This window comes from Halotia branconii CENA392, from assembly GCF_029953635.1.
GTDB lineage: Bacteria > Cyanobacteriota > Cyanobacteriia > Cyanobacteriales > Nostocaceae > Halotia > Halotia branconii.
This window is the reverse complement of record NZ_CP124543.1, coordinates 747435-764214: the sequence shown is the minus strand read 5'-3', so window position 1 is coordinate 764214 and position 16780 is coordinate 747435. Positions and strand designations below refer to the sequence as shown.

Sequence of the window (16780 nt, the reverse complement as noted above, 5' to 3'; positions counted from 1 at the left end):
GCCTCACCAAGTGGAGCAATTTTCCAAGACAAAGGAATTATGTTTTTTATCTCCATCAACAAATTGATGGGCTTGTACGATTAATTACGAATTACGAATTACGAATTAATAATTATTCGGTCAAGAGTTTGTAGGCCATATCAAAAATATTGGCTTTAATCTCTATTTTTGACCCTTGCACCCTTGATTTTGAAATTTTTAACTAAACTATTGCAAACGTACAACTGACCGCAATAGTACTACCTTTCGACTATCTACTAAAACGGCAAAAAAGCCGCGTTCATTAAGCTTTTGTAATATATTGTATGCTTCTTGTTGGTTAGTGGTATGAACTGCTAGCAAATAAGGACGTTGACCGTAGGAAGCAAAACCTACGTTACCTCCTACTGCTTTTTGGACGCTATTTACTAGTTCTGGACGGTTGAAATAATCTACTAAGACAGCAAAACCATCTCCTAGGGCTTGGGGATTATAGCTGATTGTCTGAGGTTGGGGTTGAATTTGAGGTTGTGTTTGGGGTTGGGCTTGTGCCACATTGGGCGCTGCTGGTCTTGTAGTGATAATGGCAGATAACCCAGCAATATTATTGATATATCTTGCCCAACGATTAGCATCATCAATCTTTTTAAAGCCTCCTATGCGCGTCACTATCTCAGTGAGGTATTGGCAGGTGGTGCTGGGAATTTCATTTGGTAAGGCACTACGCAGCTGCTTTTGATTATTCGCTGTAGGACTGACTACCAGCAAAAGATATTCTCCAGCACTTGGAGGCTGACAGACAGGAATGGCTGGTTGGGCGATCGCAGCAGTCATGCTACTGATTAATCCTGCGATCGCAAATCCTAAAGCACTAGATAAGGTTTCAAATTTCTGCACAGATTTGGGATGCATAAACTAGATTTTCTCAAAAAGATTATTTAGTTATGAGTCAATAGTCTACATTTGATAATCCTGTGACTATTGACTGTTGACTTTACCAGGACACATTAGCAAGCTCTAGCCCCTAGTCCCTAGTGATCAGGACACATTAGCAAGCTCTAGCCCCTAGCTCCTAGTTCCTAGCCCCTAGTGATCAGGACACATTACTAAAAGATGCTAAAGGGTTGGGAATTGTTGCAGAAGGAGCCTGAAATTCACCTGTAATCACATATTCTAATCGCAGTTTTAGCCAAGTAATAAATTGGGAGTTGGTAGAAATAATCGCAGCGGCTGGTTTGGGACACTTTGCTTTTATCTGTGCCATTTCTGGTGCTTCTAGGAAAGCTGGTTGCTGAATTAACCAAAAATCAATTTCTTTTTCTTGTTCATGGTAGTTCCGAGTACGTTCTTTGAGAACTTCCTCTATTGGTTCTTCATGTACCAAAAATTGTTGGCTTGCCAAAACGTAATAGTATGTTTGCATTTTCATCCTTGATGGTTACTAATGAATAATTTAAGGGTACAGTGTGATCTCTGTACCCTGATTGACTAGCTTTTTTTGACTTTCTTGAACCAGGAACTAAAAGGACAAGCACCTTTATTACTTTCACTACTAACTTGTTTACCACCAGCTGTCAATTTGTCTAAAAACAGTGTGTTGTCAAAGTAGTGTTCCAAGGAAATAATCTTCAAGTCATCAGTTACACGAGCAACACTCATGCCAATAATTTCTATAGTTTCTCCAGTTGGTGCATAATCTTGGTATTTACCATTAAAATGCCCCCAGTGCCGCCACTTGAATGTTACATTTGGTGGCCCGGAAAACACTTCCAGCACCTCCCAAGGAAATCCCTGGGGAAAAGTTGTATGGAAGATTTGGGCTGATGTTTCAAAGCTTTCTTGAGAAGCCTTGTAATGTTCGGAATCAGCCATAAATAAATTGTAAGTACCTTGGGCTGATACATCTGCTGCTGTGTACTCTAACCCACCATTAGTACTGACACGAAACTTGTCGTTGACAATAGACAACCATTCTTGTGGGTTAGTTTTGAAAGATACCTCCATCTCAAAGGTTCTTACCAAATTTTGCACGATCGCTTCTAATGTACCTTCAAGATGATTGCGCGTACTTTCTGTAGCCAGATTTTCGTTTGAGCGAGTATAATCCGGGGCTGTTTGATAACGCCACTGGACATCAATACTTTCTGCAATAACTCGCTCTCTATCTTGTACCCAAAGCGGCAGGTTGTTAGACTGTGTGGCGCTCATAGAAGTCTTTACTGAAGATTTGCTTGCAATTTCCAGATTTCGCAGTCACAACCCCTCCTTACGCTTTTGTAAGGGATTTATCTGTTGAGGCAGGCAAGGGGGCAGGGAGCAGGGAGCAGGGAGAGTAAGACTTTATCTCATGCCCCATGCCCCATGCCCTATCCCCCATGCCCTTGTATAGCTTGTTTCATCTCGCGGACTGCTCTTTCTATTCCTACCAAGGCTGCCCGACTGATGATGGTATGACCAATATTCAGTTCTTCCATGCCTGGGAAAGCAGCTACCGGATAGACGTTCCAGTAAGTGAGTCCGTGGCCAGCGTTGACTCGCAATCCAGCTTTAATTGCTTGTTCGCACCCTTTCGCTAATATGGCTAATTCTTGCTGGCGCGTAGTTTCATCTTGAGCTTCAGCATATCGCCCAGTGTGCAGTTCAATGAATCGTGCCTGTACTTTGACAGACGCTTCAATTTGTGCTGGATCGGCATCAATAAACAAGCTAACTGGAATGCCAGCACTCTGTAGTTTATTAACTACCTCGCTCATTCTAACAATTTGTCCGGCAATATCTAATCCGCCTTCTGTGGTGACTTCTTCGCGTTTTTCAGGTACTAAAGTTACATAATCGGGTTTAATATCTAGAGCGATCGCTACCATTTCATCTGTAGCGGCCATTTCTAAATTTAGATGCGATCGCACGGTTTGCCTTAAAATTCGCACATCCCGATCTTGGATATGCCGCCGATCTTCCCGTAGATGTACTGTAATGCCGTCTGCACCTGCTAATTCTGCCAGCACCGCCGCCGCTACGGGGTCTGGTTCTACCGTCCGCCGTGCTTGCCGGATGGTAGCGATGTGGTCGATGTTAACACCAAGTGTAGCCAACCCTCGTATCTCCCTATCCACAGTCTTTTGAAGTTAATTTTACCGGAAATTTTGGCTAGAAGTTGCCAAGCCCAGGCGATCGCGTGACTAACTCAACGGATTTAGAATAATATTTAGACCTATTCTGTGAGGCGATATGCTTTTAAAACTACAACAAATTATCGTCAAACCAGGCCAACAAATGCTGCTCAAAGATATTAGTTGGCAGCAGTTAGAAAATATTTTAGAAGAAATGGGAGATAAGCGTGCCGCACGTATTTCTTATAGTCATGGCTGGTTAGAAATTATGGTTCCCTTACCAGAACACGAAAAAGATAAAGAAATCTTTGGCGAGTTAGTGAGAATTTTATTAGACAAACTTGAAGTTGATTTTGAGCCTTTTGGTTCTACAACCCTAAAAAATGAGCGAATGCGGCAAGCAGTAGAACCGGATACCAGTTTTTATATTCAAAATCAAGCTGCTGTCATTGGTAAAAATCGCATAGATTTAAATATAGATCTGCCACCAGATTTAGCTATTGAAATTGATATTACCTCCCGCACTCGATTTGAGAATTATGAAATTTTGGGAGTCCCTGAACTTTGGCGATATACACAACAAGGTTTAGAAATTTTTTTGTTACAAGAAAGCAAATATATAAAATCGCAATTTAGTCCTAATTTTCCTAATATTTCCATTATTGAATTAGTTAATGAGTATGTTCAACAGTGTTTAACAATTGGGAGAAGTCAAGCTATGCGTAATTTTAGAAGTTGGGTAAAGAATAATTTATAGTCAATTTAAGGCTTTGTGAAAAAGGCGATCGCTCATGAATATTGAGAACAATCCAGCGGCTGTTGTAGAATGGCAACCCCCCATGCCACCAACAGATTTAATTTTTGATGATGGTGAACCCTTGGAATCAAATCGCCACCGTATTGCTATGAATGTTTTGATTAGGTCATTGCAACAAGCTTGGGCTGACCGTAATGATTTCTTCACTGGCGGCAATATGTTTATTTATTACAGCAGCGCCCAGGTTCGTAACCGTGATTTCCGCGGCCCAGATTTTTTTGCTGTTCTTAATGTTGACGGCAATAATTCAAGACAAGGCTGGGTAGTTTGGGAAGAAAACGGTCGTTATCCTGATGTGATTGTGGAATTGATGTCACCATCTACAGCAACCATAGATCAGGGTATTAAAAAAGATCTTTATGAACAAACTTTCCGCACCTCAGATTATTTTGTCTATGACCCCTTTGATCCTAATTCTTTAAAAGGGTGGCATTTAGATGATAATCAGCAGTACCAGCCTTTGACCCCGAATGAGCGCGGATGGCTATGGTGTAAGCGTTTAGGCTTTTGGTTGGGTACGAGTGAGGGAACAATAGATAGAGAAACAGCGGTGTGGTTACGGTTTTACGATATGGCTGGTAATTTGGTTTTGTTACCAGAAGAAGCCGCTGCTGCACAAGCACAAGCCGCAATTACACAGGCGGAAATTGCTGTTGCACAAGCACAAGCTGCTGTTGCTAGGTAAGAAGCCGCAGTTACACAAGCTCAAGCTGCTGTTGAAAAAGCTGCTCGCTTGGAAGCTAGATTAAGAGAGTTGGGGAACAATCCAGATATGTTGTAGGAGTAATAGATGAAACGGCAAGTAATAATTTATCCAGGAGAAGATGGTTATTGGGTGGCTGAATGTCCTAGCTTACCTGCTTGTATCAGTCAGGGAAAAACGAAAATAGAAGCTATTGCCAACATCAAGGAAGCTATAGAACTATATATTGAGGTTTTACAAGAAGAAAATCGGCCTATTCCAGAAGATCATTTGGAAACTGTTTTGGTCGATGTATGAGTAAGCTGCCGATAATTTCTGGTCAGGAGTGCATTAAAACATTAAAAAATGGTAATTTCTACGTTTTACGGCAACGTGGAAGCCATATTATCTTACGTCGAGACGAGCCTTTTGCTGAAGTGGTTGTCCCAAATCATCAAGAATTAGACAAAGGAACTTTACGAGCAATTATTAGACAGGTTGGGTTGAGTGTTGATGAGTTTATCGAGTTGCTGTGAGTGAAAAAATGGATGCGATCGCTATTAAGTAAAGCTGCAAAACTAAGGTTGAAGCGGCACAAATTCATATTTATCAGTGCCAAGTCTTTGTTGAACTTTGATTAAAAATATGTCATTGTTTATGCGATCGCCTGATTGTGAAAACTGAATCTTTCCTGTTGCACCTTCGACTGAAAAACCTGGACTGTGCAGCGTCTTTTGCAATTCCTCACGGTTATTACTGTTTTGTAAACCTGCAATTATTACCTTGGTTGCATCATAGGTTGTCGCTGTTCGCCAATTTACAGGTCCACCCCAAAGTTTCTGAGCATCTTGTGCAAAGGGATGTTTAAGAATTGCTTGAGGATACCAAGGTACAGCTAATACCATACCGTTAACATCGGCTTTTCCCTCCGCTAGGGTTTGTTGCGTGTACATTGTGGGACTGCTAAATAACTGTAACCGTCCTTTACTAACTCGTGCCATTTCTAGAGCTTTATCAATTCTGTTTATATAAGGAGCCAATAACAAACCATCTGCTCCGCTGCCTATAGCTTGAGAAATTATAGCATTAGGATCAAGAGTAGAGTCAGAAAGGTTACAAGAGATAGGATTAATTTTATAATTAGCCTGTTCTATGACTTTGGTAAACTCATCTGCAAACCACTTATTATCAGGAGACTCAGGATCGACACAAATGACAATATTGGTTTTGGCAGTGATCTTGATTTTGTAATCAGAAAGGCTTTTTGCTAAATTGTTAGTATTAACAGTACGGAATATATAGTTGCTAAGACCAGATAGGCGTTGATCAAAACTGGTCGGAGAAAGCATCACTAGCTTCCCACTTTTATACTCAAATGCAGCAGGTACGGCAGCTTCGCTCGCGTTGTGTCCCACTACAGCTAAAATAGTTTGATCGTTGCTGAACTGTTTGGCAATGTTTTGGGCTTCGCTTGAATTGTTATCATCATTAGCGATCGCTACTTCTAAAACTTTGCGATTAATGCCACCACTGCTATTCACCTCATCTTGAGCTTGAGCTACACCGCGTAACATCTCTTTTGCTACATTTGAATTTGTACCAATGGGTACGCTGACGGCAATTTTAAGACGCTCTCCTTGCTGACGAGCCTTAGCATTATTCAAGTAAATTAATGCTTCTGGATCTGGACGGTTAGCTTTACGATATAAATTTAACTTGTCAATAGCAATTTGACACTTACCTTCTAAAAATGCTTTAACTCCAGCTTCTTTATCTGGGTTCGTATCTTGTTTTAATAAAATTTCTTCACCTAAGCTGATTCTGTCGCTTAAAGTATATGTCTCTTTAGTACAGGAGTTTACTATAGGCTGAACTACAGGTTGAGATATCTCTCTGGTTTTAAAAAAGTAGATTACAGTACCACTACCACCAACAAGTATTCCTATTATCCCGATAATGCAAGCTCCTACATAGTATTTAAAATTGTTATTTTGGTGATATTGAGAATTAACAACTACCGGAGGTGTAGATTGCTGTTCGGCAATTATCGGAACTTCGATTAAAGCTATATCTTCATTTCTGAGTCCTAACAATTGTTGAAGACGTTTCAAATCTGCACTAGCTTGGTCACTGAGAGGAAACCCTTGTTCAATCTCGTTGCGGAACGCTAGCTCATATCGCTGCAATTTTATCTTTTTGTTTTCGATAGGTGCTAAAACCTGAGTTTCAATTCCAGCAGCGTCTTCAGGTGATAGTTTTAGCGTTTCTTGTAGTGCATCCAATGCAGCGCGACCAGCAATGGAAATTTCACCATTACCACCCTCTACCCAATAATCAACTTCTCGAATATATGTAAGTCTGGGATCATTACTTGGTGCTTGGGCAAGCTTGATTTTAAAGCCACCTTTGACAGGATATATCTCTGGTTTCATGGCTGGTGTACTTTCTTGCACTTTCTTGGCAGCATATTCGTGCAATTCATCAACAGATATCCAACCATCTTCATCCCGGTCTGCTGCACCAGTCTCTAACCCCTCAATTATGTAGCTGGTGTAAGTTGAGGTATCTGCTCCTTGTTGTTCAAATGAAAATTGGGTAGAAGTCGAAGATGTGAGAACAGCTCGCCCTTCTCCACCTAGTTGGTTCTTGACATCCACAAAACCATCATCTTTAGCCGCCATACCTTCAGCAAACGCGCCACTAAAGCAACAATCGAGAATCACTACCTCACGATTGGAATAACTATTGCTCATGACATCATGCACAAAGCTAGCTGGTACTGTTGTTGCCTTAACTAATACTCCTTTATCATTTTTGCGGGTATTACGGGCTGCAAAGTAAAGCTTACCATTTTCATCTTTAATGCCATGACCAGAGAAAAATAGCAGCAAGAGGTCATCTGTTTGACGATTATCAAACAAGATTTCGATCGCTTCCTCCATCTCATGTCGTTGAGGATTTACCAGCACTTTTACCTCATCAAAACCGCCAATCTCTGGGTGTTGTAAAACTCGCTGCATTGCCTCTACATCTTTTGCTGCTGCTGGCAATGGGGTAAGATCAGGTTCATACTCACTAACTCCTATTAGAAGTGCTACTTTCGCCATCTCGCTATTCTTCCTTACTGCTGGAATTTCTTAATTACCTGCGATAAACTTTTGAGCTTGTTCAATGGCGGCGTTTAACTCTTCTTTACTGCTAGCTTTGACTTTGAGTTTCTTACCATTAGCCTCAACTTCCAACTCAATGGTTTTGTTCCCCAAACGATCGCCTAAAAATCCCAATACTTTCTTACAATTAGCTAGGCTCACTTCTGCCTTCAACACCCCCAGCAAAAAACCTCCAAATGCCCTTGCGCCTTCAGGAGTTTCTGTAACTGCTACAAGTTCAGCACTTTCTACATCTAAGTCTCTAATTTCTCGCAAGAGATTTCGCGTTTCCCGTTCTTGTTTCTCTGGATCTAAGTCTGGATTAGCAAGAGCGATCGTTAGTTTGACATTAGATTTAGAGACCATCTTTACCTCTTTAGCGTATCCAATAGTTGAGGAGCGATTTTTTCTGTAACTTCATTGATTACATCATGAATTAAAGCAATTACGGTAAAATTACTGATGTTTTATCAAAAATCTACATCTTTTTGCGAAAGATTGCTAGATGAAAATAGCGGCGTTTCTGAATCAGCAGATGAAATGCCAAAATTACCTTTCTTTTTCTTTGCGCCTTTGCGCCTTTGCGTGAGACAAATTCATATTTTCAATCAGCAACGCCAAAATAGCGATCGATCTTAAAATTGCGATCGCCAGACATGGGTGATTGTATTTGTCTTTCTTAAGGAAATTCTGAGCGAAACTGATTAACAACACGATCCAGCCCCACTGAATGAGCAGCTTTGAATAATAAACGATCGCCTGTTTGTACGTATGTCTTCAATCTGGCAATCAACTCGCCATGTGTAGCAAAACACTCCGATGGAATACTCCCGGCACTTTTAGCGATCGCTTCTGCATCTTGTCCATCCACCAAAACCAATAAACCATCTAATTGCAAATTTCGTACTGCTTCTCCTACTTGCTGGTGCAGTTGGAGCGATCGCTCTCCCAATTCTTTCATTGCACCTAACACGGCTATTTTGCGCTTTCCGGGTGTGTCTGCCAATAACTGTAAAGCTGCAAGCATAGCTTCTGGTGCAGCATTATATGTCTCATCTAAGATTAATACATCGTTGGGCAAAGTAAACCGTTGTGATCGCCCCGTGGGCATATCCACTTTTACATTATCTTTCAGGCTTGACCAATCAATTCCCAAGACTTTTGCTACTGCTAAAGCTGCCAAGAAGTTAGCGGCATTGTGGCGGCCAGGTAGGGGTAAAGGCAATTGCATTCCTCCTACTTCTATAGTTTCGCTATCGCTCAACTGCCCTTGGATATCACCACCAGAAAGACCATAAGTCAAAACTTCTCCTGACCAAACTTTCTTGGCGGTGGTCATTAACAAAGAATTGTCATAATTGAGAATCGCCACACTATCCTTCGACATTTCGGCTAATAACTCACATTTGGCCTCAGCGATCGCCACTTCAGAACCCAGTAACTCAATATGCGCCGTGCCGACATTGGTAATCAATCCAATGGTAGGGTTTGCAATGTGCGTGAGTTCGGCAATTTGCCCTCTACCGCGCATTGCCATTTCAATCACGGCAAAGTCATCTTCGGCATCAAGTTCTAGGAGTGTTTTAGGGACACCGATTTCGTTGTTAAAATTACCATAAGTTTTGTGAACTGATCCTTGCGTTGCCAAAACTGCCGCAATCAGTTCTTTGGTTGTGGTTTTGCCTACAGAACCTGTCACCCCAATCACAGGAATATGAAAGCGATCGCGCCACCATCTGCCGATTTGTTGATATGCCTTTAAGGTGTTTTCTACTTGCAATACAGGTAATCCTGGATTTTCGTAGGCAAAATCGACAATTGCAGCTATAGCACCCTTAGCGATCGCTGTAGGCACAAACTCGTGACCATCAAACTTTTCACCCCGCAAAGCTAGAAACACTTCACCTGGCTTGAGAAGGCGGCTGTCTGTTTGGATACCACTACTTACTTGTGCTAAAGCAGCTTCAGATAAGTTTACAGGATGGGATAAAAGAACTTCAATTAGTTGGGGTATGGAAGCAGACCAAGGCATATTAATAAAAAAGAGGGGTAAAGGATATTAAAGTATTAAAGTTAATATTTTTACAGATTTTGGCAAAATTACAATAAGAATAGTGCCAAAAAAGCTTTACTCCTTTGGCACTACTTAATTTATATTTTATGTGTTACTTATAGTTGGGTAGTAATTATAATTTCTAAAATCTATCCCTGATTTTTGATCATCATCACTTGCATGATTTGGATGGCTATTTCAGAGGAAATGCTTAAAGCTTGAGATAAATCAATTAAAAAATTTTTTTCGTCTTCGGTGACAACACCTTCAGCTAAAATCAAGTCGGTGGCTACAGCAAAAGCTGCTTCCCGTAAGTCTTGAGATAAAGACTCTTTAGCTGCGTTAAATAAGGAATTAAAACCGTCTTGCCTTAGAATACCTAGGATTTTATCAAATAACCCATTCATAAGCTCATCGGTATAACTTTTAAAAAGATTAATCCGATAAAGCACAGAGGATATACAAAGCGCTTGCTCATTGGAAAGATAACCATCTGAAGCTGTTGTTGCCAAAGTGATAGCTGCAAAAGCTTCCGCCGGACTGAGGAGTGCTGGGGCAGGGTTTTCTATGCCCAGGACTGTGTTTAATAAATTCATGCTAGTTGCTCCTGGATTGAGGTCTCAGTAGCGATACAGTTACCTGTGCAGATTGTCAGATAATCCTGTAACGCTGTGAGACTTTCATTGCTTAGTGTTCCCAGGACGGCTTCGCAGCGAACACCTGCACTCAATGCTTTTTGGCAAAAAGTACATCGCCAGGATTTAACTTAGCGTTCTCCTGTTTTCTCAATCGTTTCGATGACTGCCAAACCTATGCCCGAAGCTGCGATTAGCAACACTGCTGATAGCAAATAGGCATTAGTAAGCATCCGGAGGGCATCTTCAAAAAAAACATAGGTGGTCATTGCTTCACCTTCTTTACTCTGTGTTGCTAGTACTTTTTATTTCTTCACGCACTGACTGAATAATTCCCGTGAAAAAACTCCTAGCATTAGCATCTTAACAAAACTTTAGCTCTTTTATAAGATTACTTAAACTTTTTCTTTTTGAAGATTCGATGAAATTCATCGCTATTGTGTTACAGGTAATACTGCAAAAGCTTTGATGTCAAATTTAAGGCACTATAAACCACCGCGATTTGCCTTAAAATATTAGTAAATTAAAATACATTCTCAAAAAAAGAGTATTGAACTTTGAGATTTAAAGATTTCCACAGTTCGACTGCTTTTAGAGCCTATATCACTCAAATATAAAGAATTTATCTTGAGAGAATTTACGTAAGAAATTAGGCGTTGCTGAATTAAAGAATGAAATTTAAAAATTAATAAAAGGCGACGGGAAACCCACTTTTTCGAGGAGTATCCAGAATAGTCCTTCAGCTACTTCGACTGTACTCTTCTTTTGTCAAAGAGGCTGCGCGTTAAGCGTAGCTATGCCGCAGGCTTTACGACTGCGCTCAGCAATCAACGCTCAGGCTAAACTCAGTACTAAAGTTGTGCATTGCTATTACCCCTTAAAAAAGGGGAAACTAGAATCAAAGTTCCCCTTTTGAAAAGGTATTTAGGTCGTTACATTAGTAATGCCAGTTGTTGCATTCACAATGTCAACTAATACATCAACAATGTCAGTCGTTACATTAGTAATGCGAGTCGTTGCATTCACAATGTCAACTAATACCTCAACAATGTCAGTCGTTGCATTCACAACGTCAACCGATACATTAACAATGTTGATAAAGCAACTTGTGTATACACCGTAGAAAGGGAAGGGGGCTGGGATTAAGTTTTGCGTTCCCCCCGTAACAAACTTTTCAAGACAGAGGACACGGAGAAATACGAGTTTCAGAGAGTTCGTGCGTAAGTTTTATTGATAATTTGTAGAGATGTGTCATGACGCGTCTTTACATTATTATTTTAATCAATATCCAGGAGTGTATTATGCCTTACAGAATGGATGGCCGTGCCTACGCCGAAACTTATGGCCCAACAGTAGGCGATCGCGTCCGACTTGCTGATACAGAATTATTTATTGAAGTTGAACAAGACTTTACAACTTACGGTGATGAAGTTAAATTTGGCGGCGGTAAAGTTATTAGGGATGGGATGGGACAATCACCTATTTCTAATGCCGATGGTGCGGTAGATTTAGTCATTACTAATGCTTTGATTCTCGATTGGTGGGGTATTGTCAAAGCAGATATTGGTATAAAAGATGGCAAGATTTTTAAAATTGGTAAAGCTGGAAATCCTTATATTCAAGATAATGTAGATATTATTATTGGCCCTGGAACCGAAGCTTTAGCTGGAGAAGGCATGATTCTTACAGCCGGCGGAATTGATAGTCACATTCATTTTATTTGCCCCCAACAAATTGAAGTGGCGATCGCTTCTGGTATTACTACAATGATTGGCGGTGGTACTGGCCCTGCTACAGGTACGAATGCCACTACTTGTACCCCAGGCCCTTGGAATATTTACCGGATGCTACAAGCGGCTGATGCTTTTCCTGTGAATTTAGGATTTTTGGGCAAAGGCAATACCAGCCAACCCCAAGGACTTGTGGAACAAGTGCAAGCTGGGGCAATGGGTTTAAAATTGCATGAAGACTGGGGAACTACACCCGCAACAATTGATACTTGTCTTAGTGTTGCCGATGAGTATGATGTACAAGTGGCAATCCATACCGACACCCTAAACGAAGCTGGATTTGTGGAAGATACGATCGCTGCTTTCAAAGATCGTGCTATCCATACTTACCATACTGAAGGTGCAGGCGGTGGACACGCGCCGGATATTATCAAAGTTTGCAGCCAAATTAACGTTCTACCATCTTCCACTAACCCCACACGTCCTTATACTGTCAACACTTTAGAAGAACACCTGGATATGCTGATGGTATGCCATCACCTCGATTCGGGGATTCCTGAAGATGTCGCCTTTGCCGAATCCCGTATCCGCCGAGAAACTATCGCTGCTGAAGATATTTTGCACGACTTAGGAGCATTTAGCATGATTGCTTCTGATTCTCAAGCGATGGGACGAGTCGGTGAGGTAATAATTCGCACCTGGCAGACATCCCACAAAATGAAGGTGCAACGAGGAACACTTAACCCACAAGGAACTGAGCAAAAAGCAGACAATTTTCGAGCCAAAAGATATGTTGCTAAATATACTATTAATCCGGCAATTACTCATGGAATTGCTCAATATGTAGGTTCAGTAGAAGAAGGCAAACTTGCAGATTTGTGTTTATGGCAGCCGGCGTTTTTTGGCGTGAAACCAGAGATAGTAATTAAAGGCGGCATGATTGCATGGTCACAAATGGGCGATGCTAACGCTAGTATTCCCACACCGCAACCTGTGTATATGCGTCCGATGTTCGGCAGTTTTGCTGGGGCGCGTCACGCCACATCCTTAACTTTTGTTTCCCAAACAGCTTTAGAAAGGGACATGCCTACCCAATTGGGTTTAAAAAAGTCAGCAGTTGCGGTTTCCGGAATACGTCAATTGAGTAAACAAAATATGAAGCTAAATGATGCTTTACCTGAGATTGAAGTTGATCCCGAAACTTACGAAGTGAGGGCAGATGGTGAGTTGCTAATTTGTGAACCCGCAACAGTTTTACCAATGGCGCAAAGGTACTTCTTGTTTTAAGACTAAAAAACATTAAGGCGATAATGTTACAGTTTGACTCTGTGTAATTTATCGCCTCATTTTTTATTGTTTAGTGCATTTCGTCGTACTGTGGAGTTTCAATTCGTCTTGCTTCTACATGAGAAGGAGGCAGAAACTCAGTGCGACGTACAGGGGCTAAAGGAGGCGTAGACCCTTGGTAAGGGTGAATTACTTGTACTGTACGACTAGGACGTTGCCGTGGTGAGAATAAAGCCAGTACACCAGCAACCACAACGCCACCACCAATAGTCAAAGTTGCGCCTCCTACTGCCCAGACAATCGGTGAAGACCACCAAGGCTCTTGAGATGGGAGCGCTTCTGGTAATACTTTGGGCTGGGCAAGTTGTGACTGTTGCTGATTAATGTAATTCTGTAATTGGCTCTGGAGTTGTTGATTTTGCGCTCTTAGTTGCTCGTTGTCAGCTTTGAAACGCTCAAACTGCATGTTCAGCCGTTCCATTTCTACGCGCTGTTCGGGATTGGGAGCAGCTGGGGGCTGAGGCTGGGGGTTGGCATAATATGGTGATTGCCCGTAAGGATATATCGGTTGCTGCATTTGGGGCGCTACCATTGTCCCTGGCATTTGCCCAGGAACAGCGAAATTCGATTGTAAGGGAGTATTTGTGCCCTTAAGTAGGACAAGAGCCGCCAGCCCAGCTACGGCGACTCCGCCGATGAACGCCATACTCTCACTCATCGCCTTTGCCTCTCAACTGCGACGTAACTAAATTCATTTGTGACTGACTCACTCTCACACTCATCTTTTTTCGCCTACTCAACTTCACATAATTACTCAAACTATAAGCGACCGTACCAGCTAGTTTTTTATAGCCTACTATCTGCTGTTAATATTCAAGATTATATCCGTCAAATTGTCCACTAGCCAAAAGTAAAAAAACTGCGCTGATATACTTTTTTACTCTACTTTCTCTCAATCATCAAGAGGAGAATTTTTGCTGCTGTCGGTTTTTGTGATGGCTGTTTTGAGACTTTGGCAAAATTCAGCGATCGCATTTAGTCCCTGTTCTGGTGTTCCGGTAGCTAGACGCTTCACAAAAGCACTACCCACGATCGCCGCATCTGCTCCCCATTCTCTCATTTGTAGAGCTTGTGATGCTTCGGAAATACCAAAGCCGACTCCGACGGGTTTATCAGTAACACTACGAATTTTTTTGAGTAAGTCTGATACTCGTGCTTCTATTTGCGATCGCATACCAGTGACACCTGTGACACTCACCAAATAGATAAATCCTTGAGAATCACGAGCGATCGCTTCTATTCTTTGAGTAGAACTGGTGGGAGCAACCAACAAAGTTAAATCAATTCCGATTTCACTAGCTGGTTGTAGCAAGCCTGCGGCTTCTTCTAAAGGTAAATCGGGTACTACCAATCCAGCCACTCCAGCGGCGGCGATTTGCTGAAGAAATTTGTCAATTCCTCGATGCAAAATTGGATTGTAGTAGGTAAACAGAACAATAGGCGATCGCAACTTGGGAGTGATTGCTTGGAGCATTTCCAATACTTGATCCAAGTTTGTACCCCGTTGCAAGGCGCGGGTAGCAGCAGCTTGAATCACCGGACCATCTGCTAGAGGATCAGAATAGGGAACACCAAGCTCAATAATGTCGGCTCCATTGCGATCTAGAATTTGCAACGCTGCTGCTGTTGTTGCTAAATCTGGATCACCAGCGGTAATAAATGGAATCAAAGCACATTCTTGATTCTGTCGCAGAGTTTCAAAGCGATCGGAAATTGCAGTCATTTGTTAGTGGTCGGTGGTCAGTGGTCAGCGATGCACTGAGCGTAGTCGAAGTGTGGTCAGTAGTCAATAACTCCTACATTCTTGACTTTTGACTCATAGATGATCACTTTACAACTTCTTAGGCAGAAAGCCTATTAGTACAGTGCAGCATCATTACGAATTATTTTAGGGACTTCCAGAAAATAAATTATCCAATTTAATGGGATCGTATTTTTCTGTCTTTCCTCTGCGCCCTGCTCCCTGCCCCTCTGCCTACACAGTGACGGGATATTTTTTTAGTTGGAAGTCCCTTATTCCTCCAACCCGCTGAATAATTTTGCCAACACAACATTAGAAAATAAAAATCCCTCTGGGTCACTTAACCGTAACCTACCGTCTATAACTGTTACCCAACCTTTCTCAAAATAAGGCTGTAAAAGCTGTTGAATCTTCTTTACCTTCTGTTGTCCAAATTCTTCAGCCAAAAGGGACAAACTCACACCTTCTGCTAGACGCAGCCCCAACATTAAGGTTTCTAACAAAATCTCATCTGGTGGTGTCACTTCACAATGAATTACCCCACCATTCGCAATCAAATCTTGCACCCACTGATAATATTCTTTAGTTTTACGTGGACGAGTCAAGCGTTTACCTTGTACGTAACTCGCTGCACCCATGCCAAAGCCGTAATAAGGTTGATTTTTCCAATAAACTCGATTATGCCGACATTGATGGCCAGGTTGAGCATAATTAGAAATTTCATAATGCTCATAACCTGCATCGGTCAAAATCTGCTGCCCCATTTGGTACATTTTGACTGTGGTTAAATCTGTGGGTAAAGGACTGTCACCGGGTTTGTAGTAACGACCAAAAGCTGTTCCAGGCTCAATAGTTAGGTCATATATAGATATATGAGTTGGTGCAATTGTCACTGCTTGATTTAGGGAATCTTGCCACTGATCTAAAGACTGATGCGGCAACCCAGAAATTAGGTCTATGCTAAATTCGGGAATCTCGACTTGGTGGATTAATTCCACAGATGCAAGAATATCTACAACTGAGTGCGATCGCCCAGCAACTTGCAATAATTCTTCCTGAAACGCTTGTACACCTAAACTTACCCGGTTCACACCCACGCTACGATAGCCTGCTATATGTGCTAAATCAAATGTGCCTGGGTCTATTTCCATTGAAATTTCTACTCCAAGAGCAATCCCAAAACGCTTTTCGAGCGCTTTCACTATACGTTGCAACTGCTCTACCGATAACAGTGACGGAGTACCGCCACCAAAGAAAATTGTCTTTAGTGGTTGACCACAGGCTGGCGTAATTGCAATTTCTTGACATAGCACATCAATGTATTGAGAGATAGTATCAGATGTTTCACCACGTGAGCGATTGCCCACTATAAACACGGGAAAATCACAATAAAAGCACCGCCGTCTGCAAAAGGGAATATGTATATAAGCAGAACTTGCAATGCTAGAAACATTAACTTTTTGAATCATTGCGAGAAATAAGGAAATTAATCCAACGAAAGAATTAAAAATAGTGAAAATAAATAGTTTTTTTACAA

18 protein-coding genes are annotated in these 16780 nt (G+C 41.6%); 6 read left to right on the top strand and 12 right to left on the bottom strand.

Annotation, left to right across the window (positions count from 1 at the left end):
- Window positions 1-207 precede the first annotated feature (207 nt).
- The 4 genes from QI031_RS03390 to QI031_RS03375 form a co-directional block, all read right to left on the bottom strand.
- Window positions 208-891 carry a hypothetical protein gene (locus tag QI031_RS03390; RefSeq protein ID WP_281483814.1) on the bottom strand — a complete coding sequence of 228 codons (684 nt, stop codon included), beginning with the start codon at window positions 889-891 and terminating at the stop codon, window positions 208-210.
- A gap of 181 nt (window positions 892-1072) precedes the next feature.
- Entirely contained in the window at window positions 1073-1402 is a 330-nt protein-coding gene (locus QI031_RS03385) for an MgPME-cyclase complex family protein (protein WP_281483813.1), read from the bottom strand.
- 65 nt (window positions 1403-1467) lie between these two features.
- On the bottom strand, window positions 1468-2187 hold the full coding sequence (locus tag QI031_RS03380) for a SnoaL-like polyketide cyclase (RefSeq protein WP_281483812.1): 720 nt from the start codon (window positions 2185-2187) through the stop codon (window positions 1468-1470).
- 158 nt (window positions 2188-2345) lie between these two features.
- On the bottom strand, window positions 2346-3071 hold the full coding sequence (locus QI031_RS03375) for a pyridoxine 5'-phosphate synthase (RefSeq protein WP_281483811.1): 726 nt from the start codon (window positions 3069-3071) through the stop codon (window positions 2346-2348).
- A 136-nt stretch (window positions 3072-3207) separates the two neighbouring features.
- Here QI031_RS03375 and QI031_RS03370 point away from each other — a divergent pair, with 136 nt between their 5' ends.
- The 4 genes from QI031_RS03370 (at window position 3208) to QI031_RS03355 (ending at window position 5124) form a co-directional block, all read left to right on the top strand.
- On the top strand, window positions 3208-3846 hold the full coding sequence (locus QI031_RS03370) for a Uma2 family endonuclease (protein WP_281483810.1): 639 nt from the start codon (window positions 3208-3210) through the stop codon (window positions 3844-3846).
- A gap of 34 nt (window positions 3847-3880) precedes the next feature.
- Window positions 3881-4591, top strand: a complete 711-nt coding sequence (locus QI031_RS03365; RefSeq protein WP_425526004.1) for a Uma2 family endonuclease — start codon at window positions 3881-3883, stop codon at window positions 4589-4591.
- A 105-nt stretch (window positions 4592-4696) separates the two neighbouring features.
- On the top strand, window positions 4697-4906 hold the full coding sequence (locus tag QI031_RS03360; protein ID WP_281483809.1) for a type II toxin-antitoxin system HicB family antitoxin: 210 nt from the start codon (window positions 4697-4699) through the stop codon (window positions 4904-4906).
- On the top strand, window positions 4903-5124 hold the full coding sequence (locus QI031_RS03355) for a type II toxin-antitoxin system HicA family toxin (protein ID WP_281483808.1): 222 nt from the start codon (window positions 4903-4905) through the stop codon (window positions 5122-5124). The genes QI031_RS03360 and QI031_RS03355 overlap by 4 nt, the downstream gene beginning before the upstream one ends.
- Before the next feature lie 42 nt (window positions 5125-5166).
- Here the strand turns inward: QI031_RS03355 and QI031_RS03350 are convergent, their stop codons facing one another.
- The gene (locus QI031_RS03350) at window positions 5167-7695 is read right to left on the bottom strand and encodes a caspase, EACC1-associated type (protein WP_281483807.1); all 2529 of its coding nucleotides are present in this window, start codon (window positions 7693-7695) and stop codon (window positions 5167-5169) included.
- 30 nt (window positions 7696-7725) lie between these two features.
- Entirely contained in the window at window positions 7726-8103 is a 378-nt protein-coding gene (locus QI031_RS03345) for a hypothetical protein (protein ID WP_281483806.1), read from the bottom strand.
- Window positions 8104-8199: 96 nt separating this feature from the next.
- On the opposite strand from QI031_RS03345, the gene QI031_RS03340 reads away from it, so the two are divergent.
- Window positions 8200-8376, top strand: a complete 177-nt coding sequence (locus QI031_RS03340) for a hypothetical protein (RefSeq protein WP_281483805.1) — start codon at window positions 8200-8202, stop codon at window positions 8374-8376.
- A gap of 40 nt (window positions 8377-8416) precedes the next feature.
- On the opposite strand, the gene QI031_RS03335 is transcribed toward QI031_RS03340, so the two are convergent.
- The 3 genes from QI031_RS03335 to QI031_RS03325 form a co-directional block, all read right to left on the bottom strand.
- The gene (locus QI031_RS03335) at window positions 8417-9769 is read right to left on the bottom strand and encodes a UDP-N-acetylmuramoyl-tripeptide--D-alanyl-D-alanine ligase (protein WP_281483804.1); all 1353 of its coding nucleotides are present in this window, start codon (window positions 9767-9769) and stop codon (window positions 8417-8419) included.
- 170 nt (window positions 9770-9939) lie between these two features.
- Window positions 9940-10386, bottom strand: a complete 447-nt coding sequence (locus QI031_RS03330) for a tellurite resistance TerB family protein (protein ID WP_281483803.1) — start codon at window positions 10384-10386, stop codon at window positions 9940-9942.
- A gap of 170 nt (window positions 10387-10556) precedes the next feature.
- On the bottom strand, window positions 10557-10694 hold the full coding sequence (locus QI031_RS03325) for a hypothetical protein (protein ID WP_281483802.1): 138 nt from the start codon (window positions 10692-10694) through the stop codon (window positions 10557-10559).
- A gap of 1032 nt (window positions 10695-11726) precedes the next feature.
- On the opposite strand from QI031_RS03325, the gene ureC reads away from it, so the two are divergent.
- Window positions 11727-13442 (top strand): urease subunit alpha, encoded by a 1716-nt coding sequence (gene ureC / locus QI031_RS03320; protein WP_281485922.1) that lies wholly within the window; start codon window positions 11727-11729, stop codon window positions 13440-13442.
- A 70-nt stretch (window positions 13443-13512) separates the two neighbouring features.
- Here the strand turns inward: ureC and QI031_RS03315 are convergent, their stop codons facing one another.
- The 3 genes from QI031_RS03315 to hemW form a co-directional block, all read right to left on the bottom strand.
- Window positions 13513-14160 carry a heterocyst differentiation related protein gene (locus QI031_RS03315; protein WP_281483801.1) on the bottom strand — a complete coding sequence of 216 codons (648 nt, stop codon included), beginning with the start codon at window positions 14158-14160 and terminating at the stop codon, window positions 13513-13515.
- A gap of 234 nt (window positions 14161-14394) precedes the next feature.
- Window positions 14395-15225: a tryptophan synthase subunit alpha gene (trpA, locus tag QI031_RS03310; RefSeq protein ID WP_281483800.1), complete on the bottom strand. Its 831-nt coding sequence runs from the start codon at window positions 15223-15225 to the stop codon at window positions 14395-14397.
- A gap of 290 nt (window positions 15226-15515) precedes the next feature.
- A complete protein-coding gene (gene hemW / locus QI031_RS03305) occupies window positions 15516-16712 on the bottom strand; it encodes a radical SAM family heme chaperone HemW (RefSeq protein ID WP_281483799.1) in 1197 nt (398 codons plus the stop codon).
- Window positions 16713-16780 lie beyond the last annotated feature (68 nt).

What these genes read in the sequence shown, in the direction of transcription:
- QI031_RS03390 (WP_281483814.1), bottom strand. Translation starts at nt 891, where the DNA reads ATGCATCCCAAATCTGTGCAGAAATTTGAAACCTTATCTAGTGCTTTA.
- QI031_RS03385 (WP_281483813.1), bottom strand. Translation starts at nt 1,402, where the DNA reads ATGCAAACATACTATTACGTTTTGGCAAGCCAACAATTTTTGGTACAT.
- QI031_RS03380 (WP_281483812.1), bottom strand. Translation starts at nt 2,187, where the DNA reads ATGAGCGCCACACAGTCTAACAACCTGCCGCTTTGGGTACAAGATAGA.
- QI031_RS03370 (WP_281483810.1), top strand. Translation starts at nt 3,208, where the DNA reads ATGCTTTTAAAACTACAACAAATTATCGTCAAACCAGGCCAACAAATG.
- QI031_RS03365 (WP_425526004.1), top strand. Translation starts at nt 3,881, where the DNA reads ATGAATATTGAGAACAATCCAGCGGCTGTTGTAGAATGGCAACCCCCC.
- QI031_RS03360 (WP_281483809.1), top strand. Translation starts at nt 4,697, where the DNA reads ATGAAACGGCAAGTAATAATTTATCCAGGAGAAGATGGTTATTGGGTG.
- QI031_RS03355 (WP_281483808.1), top strand. Translation starts at nt 4,903, where the DNA reads ATGAGTAAGCTGCCGATAATTTCTGGTCAGGAGTGCATTAAAACATTA.
- QI031_RS03350 (WP_281483807.1), bottom strand. Translation starts at nt 7,695, where the DNA reads ATGGCGAAAGTAGCACTTCTAATAGGAGTTAGTGAGTATGAACCTGAT.
- QI031_RS03345 (WP_281483806.1), bottom strand. Translation starts at nt 8,103, where the DNA reads ATGGTCTCTAAATCTAATGTCAAACTAACGATCGCTCTTGCTAATCCA.
- QI031_RS03340 (WP_281483805.1), top strand. Translation starts at nt 8,200, where the DNA reads ATGTTTTATCAAAAATCTACATCTTTTTGCGAAAGATTGCTAGATGAA.
- QI031_RS03335 (WP_281483804.1), bottom strand. Translation starts at nt 9,769, where the DNA reads ATGCCTTGGTCTGCTTCCATACCCCAACTAATTGAAGTTCTTTTATCC.
- QI031_RS03330 (WP_281483803.1), bottom strand. Translation starts at nt 10,386, where the DNA reads ATGAATTTATTAAACACAGTCCTGGGCATAGAAAACCCTGCCCCAGCA.
- QI031_RS03325 (WP_281483802.1), bottom strand. Translation starts at nt 10,694, where the DNA reads ATGACCACCTATGTTTTTTTTGAAGATGCCCTCCGGATGCTTACTAAT.
- ureC (WP_281485922.1), top strand. Translation starts at nt 11,727, where the DNA reads ATGCCTTACAGAATGGATGGCCGTGCCTACGCCGAAACTTATGGCCCA.
- QI031_RS03315 (WP_281483801.1), bottom strand. Translation starts at nt 14,160, where the DNA reads ATGAGTGAGAGTATGGCGTTCATCGGCGGAGTCGCCGTAGCTGGGCTG.
- trpA (WP_281483800.1), bottom strand. Translation starts at nt 15,225, where the DNA reads ATGACTGCAATTTCCGATCGCTTTGAAACTCTGCGACAGAATCAAGAA.
- hemW (WP_281483799.1), bottom strand. Translation starts at nt 16,712, where the DNA reads ATGATTCAAAAAGTTAATGTTTCTAGCATTGCAAGTTCTGCTTATATA.